Genomic DNA, 19,223 nt, shown 5'->3' with positions numbered 1-19,223 from the left:
TCTTTTATCCTACTCTTTCAGAAGCCAGCTCATCTTTTCGAGGGCACGCTTTCTGCGAGAGCGGACTGTATTCGGGTTCAGCCTTAGCATTTTTCCGATCTCTTTACTGTTGTAACCGCCATAGACGGATAAGCCGATGATCAGCTGATCGTCTTCATCGAGAATAAGAAAAGCACGTTCCACATCTGTGCGGAGTCCGTCACAGTATGTGGCAGAAGCATGATCTTCTTTCAGCTCGGTCTCGGTCCGTTCACGGCTCTTTAACTTCCGGCGGCACACATTTGCCAGAATCTGAAAGATCCAGGAACGGAATGCTTCTTCTTTGCGTAATTTATGTATGTTCTCATAGGCGGAAAGAACGGCTTCACTGACGGCGTCTTCTGCATCCTGCGGATGATGCATCATGCAGAGCGCAAAACGATACAGATCCTGATAAACCGTCTTATATAATTCTTTAAATGCAATTGCATCGATCATAAAGTCCCTCCTCTCATAACAGGTTCTTTGTATATAAGAGTATAAAAAAGTCGGAAGTGTTGCAAAAAGGGACAGAAAAATTTCCGTCCCTTTGAAATCATATCATTTTCTGAGAAAAATTAACCTCTGTAATAGTTGATCAGACATCCTTTGAGGATGATCTCACGTTCTGCATCCGTCAGATCACCGAGCTTCAGATCGATCTCCGTCAGATCATCGCCTACGACATAAGCCTTGATCGTGGAAGCTTTATCTTCTACTGCTTTGCGGATATCCGGCACGAAGAGATAGTCACCGTTCCTGAAAGAAAGCTTTGTGTGTTCCTCTTCGGTAATAAACGGAAGCATGCCCCAGTTGATCAGGTTCGAGCGGTAACGTTTGGTTGCGTACTCATTCGCGATATTCGCCCAGCCGCCGAGGACCTTCTGGCAGGAAGCAGCCTGCTCACGGGCAGAACCATCACCAGGTTTGACCGCGAAAATGGTACTTCCGACACCGATATTTCCTTTGCCGACTTCCGGATAAGACTTCTGGATTGCTGCCATCACCGGTTTTAATTCGTCCAGTACATCCAGTGGACAAGTACCTGCTTCAATCGCTTTCTGGGCTTTCTGGACCTCTTTTGCGCGTCCTACATAGGCAGGATCCTTTCTGGAAAGTGCAAATTCAGCAAGTCCAAGCGGGTTGGAACGATAAGAAGAAGTCTCGCCGGACGGGATCAGTTCGTCTGTCGTTGTAACCGGATCGTGGATCTCAGATACGACCTTCAGGATCAGATTCTCAGGAAGAGCGCTCATTGCCGGCCAGTCTTTGATGTTCGGCCCCAATTTGATCTCAACCGAAGGATCAGCAACGCCGTGGCTGTCAAATACACGGTTGGCGTAAATTCTGGAATCAAAGTGGTAGGTCGGGTTCTTGTATTCAATATCAAAATCTGTTGCCGGAGTAAGGAAACCTTTGTTCGCAGCAGTTGCGGCAATGGAACGTGCATCCATAAGGGCAACAGATGCGATCTGTCCACTCTGCAGCTTGCTTCCTTCACGGTTCGGGAAGTTACGGGTAGAGTGACGGATGGAAAATGCATTGTTTGCCGGGGTATCCCCTGCACCGAAGCACGGTCCGCAGAAGGCTGTCTTCACGATCGTACCGGCTTCCATCAGGTCAGCAACCGCACCATTTTTCACAAGCTCCATGTAGATCGGTGTACTTGCCGGGTAAACACTGAAGGTAAATTCATCTGATCCGATGTATTTGCCACGGATGATGTCTGCGGCAGCACAGATATTTTCAAAACCGCCACCGGCACAGCCTGCGATGATACCCTGATCGACATAAAGCTTACCATTTACGATCTTGTCCTGAAGAGAGTAATCCACAGCACCGTCCAGGCTTACCAGCGCGCGCTGCTCTACATCGTGGAGAACATCTGCAAGGTTGGCATTGACATCCTCGATGGTGTAGACATTGGACGGATGGAACGGCATGGCGATCATAGGCTTGATCTCACTCAAGTTCACGTATACAAGACCGTCATAGTAAGCGACTGCGCCAGGATTTAGTTCCCTGAAGTCATCACTTCTTCCGTGGATATCGTAGAACTCTTTGATCTTGTCATCGGTTCTCCAGATAGAAGAAAGGCAGGTTGTCTCTGTCGTCATAACATCGATTCCGATACGGAAGTCTGCACTTAATTTGCCAACGCCAGGTCCGACAAATTCCATGACCTTGTTATTGACATAGCCATTGCCGAAGGTTGCGCCGATGATCGCAAGGGCAACGTCCTGCGGTCCGACACCTTTCACCGGTTCGCCGTCCAGATAGATTCCGACAACGCCCGGCATCTTGATATCATAAGTCTTATTCAGAAGCTGTTTTACAAGTTCCGGTCCGCCCTCTCCCATTGCCATGGTACCGAGTGCACCATAACGGGTGTGGCTGTCAGAACCAAGGATCATCTTGCCGCCGCCTGCGAGCATTTCACGGGCAAACTGGTGGATAACGGCCTGATGAGGCGGAACATAGACACCGCCGTACTTCTTCGCACAGGTCAGTCCAAACATGTGGTCATCTTCATTGATCGTACCGCCGACTGCACACAGAGAGTTATGGCAGTTGGTCAGAACATAAGGGATCGGGAATTTCTCCAGTCCGGATGCTCTTGCAGTCTGGATGATTCCGACAAAGGTAATGTCGTGCGAAGTCAGCTTGTCAAATTTGATCTGAAGCTGCTGCATATTACCGGAAGTATTATGCGCACTTAAGATCCCATAAGCCATTGTCTCTTTTGCAGCAGCTTCTTTTGTTGTCTCAATCCCTGTCTTGCTTTTTACGGCAGCAAGTGCATCGGGTGCATCTGCAATTACCTCAGTACCGTGTAAAAGATAGGCACCGCCTTCGTATAATTTCACCATATCATGTCCTCCTATTTTCTGTTTTCTATGAATTTCATGTGGTCTGCGACCATCAGAGCAATCTTAAATGTCAGGGCGTCCTCAAACACTCTGACATCCAGCCCGGTCTGTTTCTGGATCTTCTCCAGCCGGTAGACGAGCGTATTCCGGTGGACGAAAAGCTGTCTCGCTGTCTCCGAAATATTCAGGCTGTTTTCAAAAAATTTATCAACTGTGGATAAGGTTTCTTCGTCAAACTGATCAACGGTATTTCCGGCAAATACTTCTTCCAGGAACATCTCGCATAAGGAAACGGGAAGCTGGTGGATCAGCCGTCCGATACCGAGTTCGCGGTAGGATAAAATATTGCGTTCCGGATAGAAGATACGTCCCACATCCAGAGCCATGCCTGCTTCTTTGTAAGACTGTGAGACCTCTTTGAGTTCGGGAATGATGGTTCCGAAGGAAAGCCGGACATTGACCATAGCTTCGGTGTTGATCGCATTCACCAGCATATCGGCAGTCGAACGGATCGTATCATAATCATCCGTACTGTCAAGGGACTTGATCAGAATAATATGTCCCTCATCTACGGCAGTAACAAAATCGCCGGTTCCCGAGGAATAAATCCCACGGATCATATCCAGGACGATCGTGTCATCCGGATTCTTCGGTTCGATCAGATAGACGACTCTGCGCTGCTCCACTGTAATACCAAGCTTTTTCGCCTGATTGTAGATATCTACGAGAAGCAGGTTATCCAGGAGCAGGTTCTGGATAAAACGGTTACGGTCAAGACGTTCGCTTCCGGATCTTAAAAGGCTCTCCAGCTGGCAGACACTTAAGCGTCCGCTGGTATGCACATCAATCTCATTATTGTGCTCGATCACGAAAATATAAGTCAGTTCATCATCATCATAAACCGGGAACAGACCATAGCATTCATCCAAGTGCTCCTCCGATACGCCGGTAACCTCCAGCTCTTTTAAAAATGAGCAGACAGCTTTTTTCACTTCAGGCTTTTCCTTACCTACAGCTGCAAGCATCACTCCGTCTGTGTTCCAGATGGAACAGTTACACTCGATGATATCCCCTATTTCATTGATTGTTCTCTGTAAAATCTGGTTGGATAACAATCCATTCACCTCTCCATTCTTTTCAATATATGACAAATGGGAGAATTGTGAAATTCCCCCATCTTCTTCTGACAATACAATCTGATATTATTTTAGCAAATGTTTTACACTTTAGCAAGTTAAAATGAAAAACGTTCTCTCTTATTCGTCTTCGTCATCGCGTCTGTCAAGCATGGCAGCAACGATTTCAAGAATCACAGCAAGACCGATCATAGATGCAGCGGCAATCTTTCCGGCAGTGCCGGTTGCAGCCTGTGCGATACCGCCGACAACCGGAACAGAAAGCTTTACTTTTCCGATGTAGTTGTTGTAAGGGATCGGATTCATATCTTTTTCCTCATTGGCATCCCCTTTGGTGATAAACTGTCCCATCGCCGGGCTGTTGGATACTACGCGGTGGGTGATGATCGAGCCGTCTGCATTGTTGCTGTAAAAAGCAATGACATCATCTTTGACGATCGTGTCTGGTTCTTCATGCCGGACATAGACCAGGCTTCCCGTCGGGATCGCCGGTTCCATGCTCCCACTGATCACGGTGTATATCTGAAAACCAAAAGCTTTCGGAAGCGTCAGCGGAATACAGGCAAGAATCAGTACTGTCAGTAAAACAGTGCCCAGTGCACTGCAAAATGCAGCCACTGGGCTTTTCTTTTTCTTCGTTCTCTTCAAAAAAGACTTCTCCTTTAGTGCCGCGCTTTTTTTATTTTGCACGTTTTTTCAAGAATACGATCAGTCCTGCGAGAGCTGCTACTGCAACAACGATAATAGCGATTCCTGCTGCGATCGGAGTTTTGCTCGTCTTGTCTTTCGCATCGATATTTCCTTTTGGAGTGTCTTCATCATCCAGATCTACCAGAGACTTTGGTGTCTGTTCATCCTCAGATGTTGCAGTATCTTTATCTTTAGCTGTCGTATCCTGAGAATCGTTATCTGTCGTTGTACCATCGGTTGTACCGGTTGTGGTTCCGTCTGTTGTGCCACCGGTAGTTCCGGTTGTAGTTCCACCGGTAGTTCCGGCAGTTCCACCGGTTGTGCCGCCTGTCGTGCCACCTGCTGTACCGACATTACTGGTACCTGTGCCAGGAGTTGCTGTACCAGGAACAGTCGTTGTGATGGTGGTTGTTGTTGTAACAACACGGTCTGTAGCACCCGGTTTGTAGGTAAACGTAAATACATTCTCAGATACATTATTACTCAAAGTCTTGGTAAGTGCAAGAGCATCTGGAATATAATTCTCGATATACTGATAAGCGACGATTGGTTTGTCACCGACATTTCCGTAGAAGGTCTGGCTTTCTACAAGCGCCTTACCGGAAGCATCCTGATAGTTTACGGTGTAGGCAACCATGTCCTTTTTGATTCCATAGGCTATTACATAGTCGGCATCGCCGGTTACATTGTCGAATACAGGAGAAGCAAGAGCTTCTTCATTGTCACGTCCGCTGAGACGGATTCCTTTGACATAGTATTTGTCATCGGTTACCTGAACGTCTTTCAGATTAAAAGTAACAGTAGAACCGGCGACAGAATCCTGCTCCACCTTAGTATGTCCGTTTATCGTTCCTTTATTACCTGCCGATAAAGTTACCTTATAGGTATACCCGTCAGCAGCCATAACGCTCATCGTGGATGCACCGATCGTCATTGATACAGTCAGAAGAGAAACCAGTAATTTTTTCCATCTTTTCATCTGCTTACTCTCCTTTCCGTCTGCGTTTCTTTGTGTTCTTGTTATATGTGTAGATTCCGTATGCCAGAAGGATCAGTCCACTGATGAGTGCAAGCACACAGAAGAGAAGAACTCTTGCGGTATCACCGGTCTTAACGGTGTTGGTAGTCTTGACGATTTTCGTCTTGGTAATGGTATTGCTTACTTTTACCTTTTCCACTGCAAAGTTCATACGAAGCTTTGCGAGCGTGTTCTGATAACCATTGCCCTGTGTCTCACCTTCGATACCGATGGTAAGGTGTACGGTTCCGGTACCATTGGAAGCAAGACGACCGAGGTAGAAATATTTCTCGGTAGAGTTTCCAAGTTCCTTCAGACCTTCACCGGTCTTAGAAGAACCTTCGCCTCCGACGGTATCACTGTTATAGAGTACCTTTTCGGTATTGTCACTTCCAACATAAGTCAGCTTGTATTCGTAAGCACCGCCTTCAGCGGATTTCTGTGCTTCCTCCAGTGTCTGGATGATCTCATTGGTCATGTACCAATCGGTCTCGCCTTTATCGGAGTTTTTCAGCTGAACCTTCAATTCGATGCTGTCACCCGGCTGGATCGTTGCCAGCTCATCGGAAACAGTCTTGTTTTCAAAATTGCTTTCCATCTTGCCGCCGGTGAAATTAACCTGCCATCCGTCGGCTCCCTGATAATCCTTTGCAAATGCAGTTGTGTGTACCCCTGCTGCCATTATCACTGTCATGGCGAGGCACAAAATTTTCTTTTTCATACTCTGTACCTCCCTACTGTAAGCTTAAACTGGTTTCGTCATCTGATACATTCACATCTACACCCCAGGCACTCTTGATGGCATCTTTTGCGTTATGTGTCTGTACTGCATCTACCTCTGCATCGATGTGGAATGTATAGTCGCCATACTTATATGTGTAAGTAATGGTGTTGTCCTTTACTGTTTTCTCTACATCTGTTGCAATCTTTGGATCAATGCGGAGTGTGTCAGATAATGCCGGTGTGGTATCTCCGGCTTTTACTGCCTTTGTGTAATAAAGAACGGTTCTTTCGTCTGTGGTCTGCTGATCTGCAACTACCCAGCCGTTAGCGGTAAGGAAATTCAGTTCAATCAGATCCGGTGAAAGAGTGGTGTTCTTCTTGCCCTCTTTGTCCTGCCAGCTCTTGGTAAGGATCACACGGACGAAGGTGTCGATGTTACCGCTGTTCTGAACACTGAGCTCTTCTTTGTATTTCTTTCCAGGTGCGAATTTTTCATCTTTTCCGAGAAGGCCTGTCAGGAGTTCCCCGTCTTTTACTTCTTTCTGGTTCTTAGATGTAAAATCCTGGCTGCTGACGACATCGCCATTCTCTAAAAGAGATACACCGATATTCTGCATCTCGATCTGTGCGGAATAATTCTCACTGTAGTATGTGAGTGCGGCACGTGTACTGCCGACAGTACTGCCAATCAACAGGAGCGCTGATGCTGTCAGAAGCAGGGCCGATTTTTTTGGAAATGATTTCTTTTTCTTTTTCATCTTCGTTCCCTCCTATTCTGTGGTTTTACTGTCTTCTGTTGTCTCAGTTGTGATTACATGATTCCAGTCTGGATATGGCTTTCCATTTTCATCGTAAAGAACTGGTGTGCATTCCTGGATAACCACGATATTGAATTCTTCCGGTTTATCCTTCCCTTCCGGGAATTTGTAAGAGATATTGAGTTCCGGTGTGGTTTCGCCTGCCGGAAGAACGCCTTCATAGTACCAGTAACCATCATCTTTGGCTTTCCATCCGCCATTTGGAGTAGTATAGGTAAGTTTCATCGGGGCAAATGCTGTTACTCTTACGAAGCAATCATAATCACCGGTATTTGTAATGGTGACGTGCTTGCCATCTTTATCGACTGTTTCGTTAGGGATGGTTTCGGTAAATCCCATATTCATCGTCACACCGCCACCGGCTGTTGTATAAGTTGTGAAGTATGCCATTGCACTTCCAACTGCCAGGGTTCCGGTAAGAGCAAGTGCTGCTGTTGCCATGATAAGTGGTTTCTTATGTAACTTTCTCATTCCGACTCCCCCTTTCTAGTTCTTTGCTGCCGGTTCGGTGTACTGATACTGACCATTTTCGTCCAGCTTGAAATTATTTTTTACGCCGTATCCGCCATTGGTACGTCCATCATGTTCGTTGGTAAATGAAACCACTGCTGTCTCGCCTGCCTGACCTGCTTCTTTTTCATCATTGGCAACGATGGTAGCTGTCACATTATTTTTAGAAGTGAGCTTGTAGCTTGCACCGCTGTAAACCTCCGTTACCTTGACATGAGATCCGGCAGGAATTTTTTCAATCGTTACAGAATCGCTACCTGCAGCATTGAAGGTAAGCTCTTCGATTCTGGTTTCGGTCTTCTTATCCAGTGTTGTGATATCGATCTGGAATACGAACGTTGCATTGTTACCGAAGGTAGCATTGTGATCTACCAGTTCCTTATTGATCACCAGATTACCGTATCTTACGTGCTGTTCCGGTTTCAGACCAACTGCACTGTTGTATTCTTTGGTCAAATCGTAGATCCAGTCATCACTTGCACCGTTACCACTGTAGTAATTATTGGTCGGAAGTGATACAAGGTAAGGAGTAAAGGTATAAGTATAATTGGTTGTAATCACTTTTGGTGTATCTACAAGGTAAAGTCCGGTATCCAATTTATCTTGGTAGCCTCTTCCGTTCTGCAGTGTAACGGTTTCGGTTGGATCAACAACCGTATTTCCCTTTGAATCTGTCAACTTACCTTGTGCTTCTTTGGCACGTTCTGCCCAGGTAGCAGCTGCAGTATCCAGGTTATCAGCACTTACGGATGAAAAATCCAGTTTTGAAAATGCACCGGTTGCGGTATAGTTGCCGGATACATCAACTGATGCAACTTTGTACAGATTGACCTGAACAGTAACGTCGTCATTTAGAAGTTCACTGTTTCCACCAATGTCAAATTGGATGGAACACTCTGCATCGGTATCGATCGCGCTTGCGGCTTTCGCACCCGGAAGAGTGAGCAGTGGAAATGTAAGAGCGACAGCTAAGAGAAAAGTACTTCCCTGTTTTAATCGTTTATTCATCATCGCCTCATGTCCTCCTTAAAAATCTTGGTTATTCTTTGTGAGCTTTTCTCTTGGAAAGGAATCGCAAGAGAATGATCACAAGAATCGTGATTGAAAGTCCTAAAATTAAATAGAGCATATAATAATTCTGAATGGCTTTTACCATAGAATCTGTAACTGATTCGGTAGCATCCTCTTCGCCGTTATATGGAACTCTGGTTCCTCTTACGAGAAGACGATGGGAGTTGACTCCATATGGTGTACAGGTAAATAAAGTTACCTGATCTTTTCCTTCTTCAATCTGGAGTGCTTTCTCCAGTGTTTCATGATCGTCTTTGTCTACCATCGGAAGAATCTGATCTACTTTGTAGGCAAGGACTTCATCCAGTACATGGATGTAAAATTTATCGCCAACTTTGAGCTGATCGATATCGGTAAAAAGCTTTGCGCTTGGAAGTCCACGGTGAGCTGCGAGAACACTGTGGGTATTCTCCCCTCCAATCGGAAGCTTTGTGCCGTTCAGATGTCCGACGCCGGTCTGCAGATCCTTGTCACCGGTGCCATGGTAAATGGCAAGCTTGATGTTGATCTTCGGAATGGAAAGGTATCCCATTACTCCGTCATCTGCAACGTTCAGGATTTTCCAGTATTCGGTGTCTTTGATGTCATTTTCATCTTCACCGAATACATCTCCGTAGAGGTTGTTCTGCTGAATGGTATCATTGAAAGCTTTTGCCTTTTCCCACTCAGAGGTGAAGTCCTCCGGTTCCATGTCCTGTATTGTATTGTCATAGCTGCTGATCAGCTGATTCTGTCTGTAGGTGTTCCACTGGTTGGATACCGTCGGGTAGATCAGAATCCCAAATCCTATCAAGAATAACAGACCGAAAAGGAAGGTTGAGATTTTTCTTTTCATAGGCATATTTCCTTTCTCGTTCTTATTCTCTTTTTAAGAGGTCTCATTTTTCTTCTTTTGAAGCTTCTTCTCCTTTAAGTATAACACAAGGATGAAGATTGTGGTAATTACAAGACCAATAATTACCCATAAAAGATAATTTGTATGAAGACTGATTCCGCTGAGCGGTGTCTTCTCATCGGCAACTTCCTGTTCCACATAAGGTACTCTGTGACCACGGACCAGAAGCCGCTCGGTATTGACTCCGTATGGAGTACAGGTAAGAAGTGTTACAAGATCTTTTCCTTCTTCTACTGCAAGAGAGGAAGTTTCCTCCGGTTTGACCACGGAAATCTTGTCGACTTCATAACATAGTGTTTCGTTTAATACATGGATCAGAAAATGATCGCCTTCTTCCAGCTGATCCAGATCGGTAAAAAGAGACGCACTCGGAAGTCCACGGTGTGCGGAGATAACGGCGTGTGTACTTTTACCGCCGATTGGAAGAGAGCTTCCTTCCAGATGTCCGGCTGCCTGTTTGAGAACATCTTCATCGGTAGTGTGGTAGATCGGAAGCTTGATGTCAATCTTCGGGATTTCCACGATTCCCATCATCTCGTCACCGGCAATATTCAGAGCATCCATGTAGGACTGGTCTTCTTTGTCACTGGCTGCGGCTACTGCAAATGAGTCAGGAAGGATACTTGGAAGTAAGGCTTCGTTGTAAGCTTCTGCTTTCTGCAGTTCTGCGTCATAATCAATCTCATGTGCTGCATCCTTTTCGGATACAGTCTGTTCATAACTGCTGATCAATTGCTTTTGCCTGTAGTTATTCCACTGGTTTGCAACGAATGGATACAGCAGTAAGGACAACCCGGCTAAAAATATGATGCCAATAATAAGTTTGTTTGTTTTGCGTTTCATCCGAACTCTCCTTGCTGTTGTATTATTTTTTAGGAATCCGGGGCGACCTGCCCCGGATTCAATATCTGATTATAAATAATTATTGCAATTATTTGTTGTCTGATTTCTTGCGGCTTGCGAAGAACAGACCAGCTGCTGCGATCATGATAACGCATCCAGCGATTGTGAAGATTGTTGTACCGATACCACCGGTTGATGGAAGAGCGGAAAGTTTTGTATCATTTAACTGACCTTCATTATATAATTTAGCTGTAGCAACATCTCCATTTACAGTAAGTGTAAGAGTTTTACCATCTGTATTGATAGAATATCCTTCTGGTGCTTTAGTTTCTTCGAAATGATAAGAACCAACATCTAAACCTTCTACATCAATCATACCGTTTTCATCTGTTACAAGTGTTGCTGTAGCATCTTCTGCATCCGGAGCATATTTATATTTTCCATTCTCCTGCTTTGTGAATGTTAATGGTACTTCTTCGCCATCTTTATACAATACGAATTCAGCGTTTGCTAAAGCATTATTTACATTGCCATCACCATATTTCAGTAAAACAAGTTCTCCAGTAAATAACTTAACTGGGACATTATCAGCACCGTAGTCTACACCAGCTGCATGACTACCAGCTTTGTTTTCTACTGTTGTTTTGGTTACTTTTGCAGTATAGGTAACTGTGATTTTCTTTCCAGCGTTCGGATTGTCTGTATCAGCAACTAAAGTGTTTAAATTAACGGTAAATCCTTTACCATCTTCATTTACTACGATTTCTCCAACTTGCCCATCTTTGCCTTCCATAGTTACACTATTAACTGCATTTGGACCTGCTAAATAATATTCAGCACCTTTAATTTTATCAGTAATTGTAAATGTTCTGTTTTCAGTATTAGCTGCATCAAGAAATGGTACATATGCTTCAATTGTATAAGTTACGATATCTCCGATTGCTACTACATGATCGTCATCAGCTACTGTTTTGTCTACAGTTGTTGGAGATTTTTTAGCTGTTACTTCTGCATTTGTTAATGCTGGATATGGTTCTCCAAATCCTACATATGCTGTTGCTGTTTTATAAGTAAATCCTGTTTCTTCTGCTTTGATTGCATAAATACCAGCTGCGCTTACTTCGATTTTTGTTTTATCTGTTGATTCTGTGAAACCATTAAGTGCTGCAACTTTACTTAATGCTAAGTCAATTTTTGCTGCTGTAGCAGTTTCTGCAGTTACACCTGTTGGTAATTTAACATTATTATCATTATACTTAATTAATCCCCAGATAACCTGCTGCTGTGCATCATCTGAATCTGTAAGTCCGAATGCTTTTGTAAAGCATGCTCCTGCACCATTAGTAAATGCCCAACCAGAAGTTTTGGTTTCATCTTTCTGGATAATCTGCATATACTCAACTTTATTAGCTGTGTCAAAGTTTTTAAGTGTAATTGTTGCTTTTGCATCCGCTGCAAACGATGTCATACTCATTCCGAGTACCATAGCCAGTGTTAATAACACTGCAAAGATTTTTCTCATCTTCTTCATATTTTGTCTCCTTTTCTTTTAAGGGTTTTGCCCATTTTTTATTGTCCCCTCATATGGGATAATAACGTTTTTGTGTGGCAAGAAGCCACTGAAAAATTAATTCTTACAATTATTTTTCCAGCACCTCCTTGCATTTGTTTTTATATAAGATCCATACGGCTGCAAACATAAGTAAGATACCGCCAATCATATACAAGTAAATTCCGGTGCCTCCAGCTGATGGGAGGGAATAGAGAATTTCGTTTTTTACAGTTAAGGTATATTTTCCAGCTGTGTTCGAAAGTGTCCACATTGTAGGTTCACTTGAAAGTGCTTTTCCCTCCTTATCTGTTAAAGTAATCTTACCCTTTTCCTGTTTGAAATAAATCTTGTCTGCTAACAACATACAAGCTTCCGGTGCCTTTACTTCTTCCAGATAATACTGTCCAGACTGAAGATTTTTAAGTTCAGCTTTTGATCCTTCGGTATTTATTACCTGGATGGTTTCTCTTGTCTGATTTTTTCCAGACTCATCTGTATATTCAAATTTCTGAAGTTCATATGCTCCCTCATCATTCTTCTTATACAGCTTGAATTCTGCGCCATCAAATTTTGTTCCGGTTACTGAAGTCTTAATCAAATCTAAATCTGCAGTTTGTTCCGAATAAGTATTCGTGATCTGAATCTCAGCGTTCTGTGGTTCGGTAAATGTGTACGTTCCAGCTGCAAACATAGACCACTGTTTTGATGCATCAAACGTAAGTTCATCCTGCCCGTCATACTTGATCTCACCATTTCTGAATACCAACGTGTCTTTTATTCCATTTCCACTATAGAAATAGCATTTTTGTAATTCTGTTTCTGGACTAAATCCGATTCCTTTGATTCCATCGATTTTATCATTTATCAATTTCACTATCTCTTTACGTTCACTGATGCTTACCGGTGTGTTTGTCCACACGAAATATCCTTCGTTCGCAGTGAGCTTTGCAACAATTAAATTAACTTTGCCTATAGAAAACGTTTTTGGTGAGCACGTAGTAGTATTTTCAGATTGTTTATATTCTTCTATTGTTGCTTGCTTTGTACTTACTGAAAAATCATTCCAATTTGTAACTTGTTGTCCATTGACAGTGACAGTTACATCGTATCCATCTTTACCGTAATTGCTTTCACTGACTTTGTATGTGCCATCCAAACAATCTTCCAGTTTCCAGGTATATGTCCATACTTTTTTGTTATCATTGCTCTGAAGTATATCGTTTAATTTACCTGCATTCATTGTAAGCGTTTTAGACGTGTTTGTATCAGTATGAATCAATGTAATTGTATATGGATTCTCTGGATTAGCCAACTCTTGAATCTGTGTTTTTGTAAGTCCTTCAAACGTTTTGGTCACTTCAATAAACGGCTTATCCTCTTGATCTTTCTTCTTATTCAGAATCGTAGTGGTCTTTCCATCATCTGATTCAGTAACCTGACCGTAAAATGCGTTTGTAGCCTCTGTCTGGACTTCTTCTACTGTGTAATGGATAGCTGTTTCTTTGATACCATCTGTAGTTTCGTAAAAGTATTTATCCGGAAGATTTTCCCAGGTATAGGTCCATTTGTTTGCTTCTGACAAATTAACTTGCATGGACGTCGGAAGATTTTTTACATCTGCACTTGTAAGATACTTCGGATTATCAGCGTTTATTTGAGAATCCGCCGCTTCTGTTACATAAGCCTTCAACTCGACGCCAACGGCTACTTTATCTGAGTCATTTTCCCACTGTTTAACCACTGTATGAGAATCTGTACTGGCATTTACCTGTATAACGGGTTTTGCATAAGGTTTCTCATATGTTTTATTGTTGTACTTGTATGTTACATTTGCTGATTCGTTTGAATAGAATCCTTTTTGTTTTGAAGATGTTCCATCATTCCTAGTATCTTTTCCAGGTTTTTTATCCGTTTCAAGATATTCGTCTGTATTTTCATCACCAGTATCTGTATAGCTTTCATTCTGATACTTCAGATAGGCTTTTGTAGTTGGCTGGATTTTTGCTGTTACATAATACGTGTAACCTGATTCCAGCTTATAGCCAGGTTCAAATCGCATAATAATCTGAGTCTTGCCGTTTGAGTCTTTCGCTGTACTGACAGTTATAATCTCTGATACGGCTACTTCATCTCCTGAAGCATCTTTCAGTTTGGTGATAACCTTTCCAGTTTCATCTTTGACAACCACCTGTAAATCTTGATTAACTAATTCAACTTCATCGGTTAACGTATCGGTTACAGTTACATCTGTACAAAGAAGTTCTGTTGCATCTCTGATGATTGTATCAAAAGCATTTTTCAAATTACTTGAATCTGTACCGTTGTAACTACCGGTTACTGTTCCGCTCGGAGCATTGCTGATCAGACTTGATAAATGATTGTAACTATCTTCAGGACCAACTCCGACTGTGTAGAAGTAGTTCATACTCATTTTGCTAAGTTGAGTTTGGGCATTGGCCATTGCTGTATCACTATAGCTATTTCCGTCACCACCACCAATTCCAGTTATATTACCTTGGCTATTCTTTTTGTAGTAGAAGGTTGGATCACCATCTGACAGAAATACAACTATTTTTGTTGCATCAGTTCGTCCGCTATCAAGCAATTCCTTTGCTTTTATTAATCCTGCTTCATAATTTGTTCCACCGGCCTTTTTGTTATAACCCGAATAATTTCCAACTCTGGTGGGATATGTAATCGAGCCCTTTGTCCAATCTGTTTTGATACCCGCTTGTGTATCAAACGCCACCACTGCAAATTGAGCATCTACATTTTTCTTGTTTTTCAATTTCGCAACAGCATCTTCTACAGCTTTTTGCTGATTGTAGAAACGACTACTACTATTCGTTGTGTAGTTATTTTGGTCTCGCGAAGAATCCATTCCACGTTTCATACTGTTCGACGTATCCATCACGAACAGTACATCCAGCTTATTCGCATAGGACTCGCTTCCAACTGCACCTGAAACATTTAACGTAAGATTGTATGTACCATCTTCATTCTTAGCAATATACTTTTCATGAGACAGTTCTTTCTTTGTTTCAACAATGCCCGGTGTCGGAGGCTGTACTGGTGTGCTTGCTGAGTTGATAATCTGGTATTCACCACCGGTAAGCTTTCCAAGTTCTGTTGTACCATCTGCCTGGTATATCTTTGTGCTTAAACCATTATTACCATCAGCAGTTACTTTTACTTTCCATGAGGTTGTTGGTGTAACATAATCTTTTGGTGCCTGTGTTTCTGTTAATGTATAGGTTCCGGCTACGAGCTGCTGGAACTGAACCAATCCATCACTTTCGGAAGCTGCATACATTGTGGTCTTTGTGCTGTCATTCGTTAATGTAAACTGTGCACCGGAAAGACCGGTTCCATCTGCATCTGTTTTATAGAATGAAATGTTTGTCATCTTTGTTTTATCGACTTGCTGTATCTTCGCTGATGGAAGAGTAAACTCCATCTGACAATTAGATGCGCCTGCACCACGTTCCATATAAAGGATTGTCAATGTATGAGTCTGTTGTTTTTGTGCTTCTGTCAGATTTTCTTTATCACCAATATACTGCCACAAATCAACATTTCCTGTTGCTGCGCTATGAATACCACCAAGATCAATTACTATTTTCTTACCATCAAGAACTACCCATAAATCATCGTCGCCTGTGAATTTGTAATTAAGTGGTCCTACATAATCACCAATCTTGAATGTGACATCATATCGCATTCCGAAATAATTGTTATTGCCTCTTTCACTATCTTCATAAGAAGGTTTCACACTGTTTAACGGATAGAAATTGTTTCCTGCGCCTGTAACCCAACCGTTATCCTTATTTCTTACGCCATTAAGTGTATAAGTATCACCTTTTCGGGCAAATTCCAAAGTGTAATCTTTATACACTTTTCTCAGAAATCTCTTTTCACTTCCACCGAAGATACTTCCTCCGAATTGAACGCTATAATCGCTATCCACAAAAAATCCCGGTTCTGCGTAATTGAATATTACATTACCGTTATCATCAATTTCTTTTAGCAATCCTGGGATTGTACTATCTCCTCCAGTATAACAGTTTGCATCTTTTGTATTACCGTTACTATCTGGCAAACTAATCTTATACTGTTGATACTCCGGATAATTTTGACCAACGTTTGAATCATTCGTGCCTGCAATAAGTTTTTTGTTTTCACTAACTTTTGGTGATTTGTCATTTGTCAACTGATTAAATGAATAATATGTATCACTAAAGCCCCAAGATCCATCCTGTTTACCGGCTTTAACGGTATAGTCATAAAATGTAGTACTTCCAGCAAGTGTTTTTTCTTGAGGAGTGTAATATACCCTAATTATGCAATCGCTTACGACTTGGATTTCATCAAGATTTGATATACTTTCAAATTTTCCATCTGTAGTACTCTTCTCTGCCCAATTTATGTTCCAGTTATCAGCTATGTCATAATTGCTTATGCTTTCCCCAGGTGATAATTCCTTTTTGCTTGCATATATCATAGCCTTTGGAGTCTGGGTATCATCATAGTATTCAATAGTAACGTTAACCTTTGATTTACCTTTTTGAACAATGACATATTTAGAAAAATGCGGAGCATCGAATACGACTTTTCCTTCTCCATCAACAGCACCGTTCATGTCTTCCGCTACATTATTGTCATCCACATGCAGTACTGCTGTATTCTCGTTGGATACAATCTCCGGAGTGTCTACGCTGACCTGAACCGGAGTGGTAGGCTGTACTTCAGAACCGTTTACCAAGAATTTGATATCATAGGAGAAGATATTCTTGATGGAAAACTGTTCTTCGATCGCTTTTTCTTCTACTGCTTTTTCGATCTCTTTCACTTCATCTTCTGAAGTAATCTCTGTTACGGAGAGTTGTGCGTCTGCAGGAAGAGCATCGGCTGATCCATTTACTTTAACAGTAGCATTTCCTACTTGTACTGACCATTCTTTTTTCGAAGGTATTTCGATGTCAGGTGTATCAGACACATCTTCGGTAATCGTATTTTCAGTAGACACATCTTCAGTAGTTGTATCTTCTGTAGTTGTATCTTCTGTAGCCTCATCTGCCGCCGGTTCTGTTACGACTTCGGCCTGGCTCTGGCTGTCTGTGTTCTGTGGCTCATCTGCCGCCGGTTCTGTTACGACTTCGGCCTGACTCTGGCTGTCTGTGTTCTGTGGCTCATCAGCAAAAGCTGATATCGCACTGCTAAGCACTAATACCATGCAAAGCATGAATGCTATTAAACGTTTCTTTGTATTACTTTTCATGGCGTCCTCCTTCTATTCCTCAATTCTGACTTCATAATTGTTATCAAGTGCTCCGTCTATCAGCTTCAATAATTCAAGGGCACTGCGGAAATGCTGCTCTCGCTGCTCTTCCACCCAGGTAACGCTGCCCTGCCAGGTACCGTTCTGCTGATCCATGATTTTTATTAAAAAAGTTCTTGTATTTTTTTGCTTTTTATTCATGTCAGTTTTCATCTGCCCTTCCTAATTATTTAGACTTTTTTATCTTATATAGGTATTGTATCTGACAAAGCATTACGTGAATCATTACCAATAACGGAAAATATTAACTTTTTTAAGTTATAACAAGAAATAGTAATGTTTTTGTAATAATATAATGATTTGATACCAGGGGCAAAAGGTCAGAAAGCCGATGCAAGCTTGCTTGCAAGAGGATTTTTGACCTCTTGATCCGCCAAAAACATGAGTAAGTAGCCATTTTTCAAAGAAAAGTGAGCGGATTACGAATGCTTTTGAGGACTGCGAGAGTGCAAAGCACGTAGTAATCTGGTATCAAAGGGGGCAAAATACCTTTGAACCCCAACATCATGATTTGTAGGAGTGCGTAATATTTGTGTCTGACTCTACTATATGTATTGGGATATTAGAATAGAAGTAAAAGTGGGGAATAATGTGATGGAAGTGCAAAAAGTATAGCTTGCGGGGAGCGCATAGAAAAGGAGTGATCTGGTTATAGCGGTGAGGGAGAGGGATTTTCCGGACAAAAAGATCCCGTGACTGATATTGGGGAGATGCACTGTATCTTAGACGGTGATCAGTCACGGGATGGGGGGAAGGATTATTTAGTTTTTATTCAATGCCTAATTCTTTTAATAGTTTCTTTTGGTATTCGATGTCTTCGGTAGCGCGTTCGAGGTCGTTGTAGCGTTTGGCTTTCAGGAGACATTTGTTTAGTAGTTTAAATTCATTTAATTCTGCTCTGATTTCAGCGCGTCCTTCCTCTCTGCCTTCCTCTCTGGCATCTTCCTTCAAGGTTTTCTCATATAAGTCTTTGTCATATGTCGTCAGAATCATATTTGTCACCTCCGCTCGATGTTTTTTCAGAAAATCTGCCAACACGTCCTGATTAATACAGGTATCAATTGCCTTTTCTAATGCATCTTCCACAGAAGGTTCCGATTGTATATATTCCCTGACACATTGGACAAATATGGAATATTCTTCAAGCCTTCTGCAGTGCTTCATCAGTTCCTGATTGTGACCATAGTTGATGTTCAACATGGTTGCGGTGCATTCCGGGCAAGGTGCGTCGTTATCTGTATTTTCAAAGCAGTCTGAAAGCTTTAACTCCATGGAATCTGGCTGGTTTTTTGTACCATTGTAAAAGACAATATATTTCGGCTTTGGAAGTCGGACTCTTTTTTCATGGTAGATCATCAGATTATTATCTGCAACATACCCTTCATATAACCGGGAGAAATAAAAGACTCCGCGAAGTGGCATGTTTGGGTTAAAAGTGCTTTGATGCTCATATAGATTCATGGTTCCGCCAACCAGGAAGGATACATCATTTTTCATGGACAGATAAAGGACATCTTCCAATGTGTTTACCTCCAGGTCATCGGGATTATGATAGTCCGTGTGGTTGATCGCATTATAAAGCTGCAGCAGATCTTCTTTGTTATTAAAGATCATTCTCCATAACCGGTCCTTATACTGCCGGTTGTGGATTTGTTTGCTATGGCGAGATTTCTTCTTTTGTTTTCTCATTGCTTACCTCCATTATAATAGAAAACAGTTCATAAGTAAATTCGCCATATCT

At 42.3% G+C, this 19,223-nt stretch carries 15 protein-coding genes; all 15 read right to left on the bottom strand.

The window, feature by feature from the left end; translation table 11 throughout:
• Positions 1-9 precede the first annotated feature (9 nt).
• The 15 genes from PGU50_RS16170 to PGU50_RS16100 all read right to left on the bottom strand — a co-directional run bounded on the left by PGU50_RS16170 (position 10) and on the right by PGU50_RS16100 (position 19,171).
• On the bottom strand, positions 10-477 hold the full coding sequence (locus PGU50_RS16170) for an RNA polymerase sigma factor (protein WP_008371152.1): 468 nt from the start codon (positions 475-477) through the stop codon (positions 10-12).
• Positions 478-596: 119 nt separating this feature from the next.
• Entirely contained in the window at positions 597-2,888 is a 2,292-nt protein-coding gene (locus PGU50_RS16165) for a hydratase (protein WP_270247455.1), read from the bottom strand.
• Between the two features lie 11 nt (positions 2,889-2,899).
• Positions 2,900-4,003 (bottom strand): PucR family transcriptional regulator, encoded by a 1,104-nt coding sequence (locus PGU50_RS16160; protein ID WP_270247468.1) that lies wholly within the window; start codon positions 4,001-4,003, stop codon positions 2,900-2,902.
• Between the two features lie 141 nt (positions 4,004-4,144).
• Positions 4,145-4,672 carry a signal peptidase I gene (locus PGU50_RS16155; protein WP_211133706.1) on the bottom strand — a complete coding sequence of 176 codons (528 nt, stop codon included), beginning with the start codon at positions 4,670-4,672 and terminating at the stop codon, positions 4,145-4,147.
• Between the two features lie 31 nt (positions 4,673-4,703).
• Positions 4,704-5,693, bottom strand: coding sequence for a hypothetical protein (locus PGU50_RS16150; RefSeq protein ID WP_270247453.1), 990 nt, complete (start codon positions 5,691-5,693; stop codon positions 4,704-4,706).
• A 4-nt stretch (positions 5,694-5,697) separates the two neighbouring features.
• On the bottom strand, positions 5,698-6,453 hold the full coding sequence (locus tag PGU50_RS16145; protein WP_118218702.1) for a sortase B protein-sorting domain-containing protein: 756 nt from the start codon (positions 6,451-6,453) through the stop codon (positions 5,698-5,700).
• A 13-nt stretch (positions 6,454-6,466) separates the two neighbouring features.
• On the bottom strand, positions 6,467-7,213 hold the full coding sequence (locus PGU50_RS16140) for a hypothetical protein (protein ID WP_118218700.1): 747 nt from the start codon (positions 7,211-7,213) through the stop codon (positions 6,467-6,469).
• A gap of 12 nt (positions 7,214-7,225) precedes the next feature.
• Entirely contained in the window at positions 7,226-7,744 is a 519-nt protein-coding gene (locus PGU50_RS16135) for a hypothetical protein (protein ID WP_118218698.1), read from the bottom strand.
• 15 nt (positions 7,745-7,759) lie between these two features.
• Positions 7,760-8,794, bottom strand: coding sequence for a DUF5979 domain-containing protein (locus PGU50_RS16130; RefSeq protein ID WP_270247449.1), 1,035 nt, complete (start codon positions 8,792-8,794; stop codon positions 7,760-7,762).
• A gap of 28 nt (positions 8,795-8,822) precedes the next feature.
• Complete coding sequence (locus tag PGU50_RS16125) at positions 8,823-9,689, bottom strand: class C sortase (RefSeq protein ID WP_270247448.1); 867 nt, start codon at positions 9,687-9,689, stop codon at positions 8,823-8,825.
• A gap of 33 nt (positions 9,690-9,722) precedes the next feature.
• Entirely contained in the window at positions 9,723-10,592 is an 870-nt protein-coding gene (locus PGU50_RS16120; RefSeq protein WP_055297455.1) for a class C sortase, read from the bottom strand.
• Between the two features lie 88 nt (positions 10,593-10,680).
• Positions 10,681-12,123, bottom strand: coding sequence for an isopeptide-forming domain-containing fimbrial protein (locus PGU50_RS16115; RefSeq protein WP_173699850.1), 1,443 nt, complete (start codon positions 12,121-12,123; stop codon positions 10,681-10,683).
• Between the two features lie 109 nt (positions 12,124-12,232).
• Positions 12,233-17,422, bottom strand: a complete 5,190-nt coding sequence (locus PGU50_RS16110; protein ID WP_270247444.1) for a DUF7604 domain-containing protein — start codon at positions 17,420-17,422, stop codon at positions 12,233-12,235.
• A gap of 12 nt (positions 17,423-17,434) precedes the next feature.
• The gene (locus PGU50_RS16105) at positions 17,435-17,635 is read right to left on the bottom strand and encodes a hypothetical protein (protein WP_008371181.1); all 201 of its coding nucleotides are present in this window, start codon (positions 17,633-17,635) and stop codon (positions 17,435-17,437) included.
• Between the two features lie 615 nt (positions 17,636-18,250).
• A complete protein-coding gene (locus PGU50_RS16100; RefSeq protein WP_270247441.1) occupies positions 18,251-19,171 on the bottom strand; it encodes a hypothetical protein in 921 nt (306 codons plus the stop codon).
• Positions 19,172-19,223: the final 52 nt, after the last annotated feature.

The organism is Coprococcus sp. AM11-30B (genome assembly GCF_027674365.1).
GTDB lineage: Bacteria > Bacillota > Clostridia > Lachnospirales > Lachnospiraceae > Allocoprococcus > Allocoprococcus comes.
The sequence above is the reverse complement of the archived record's forward strand: the minus strand, read 5'-3'. Positions and strand labels throughout refer to the sequence as shown.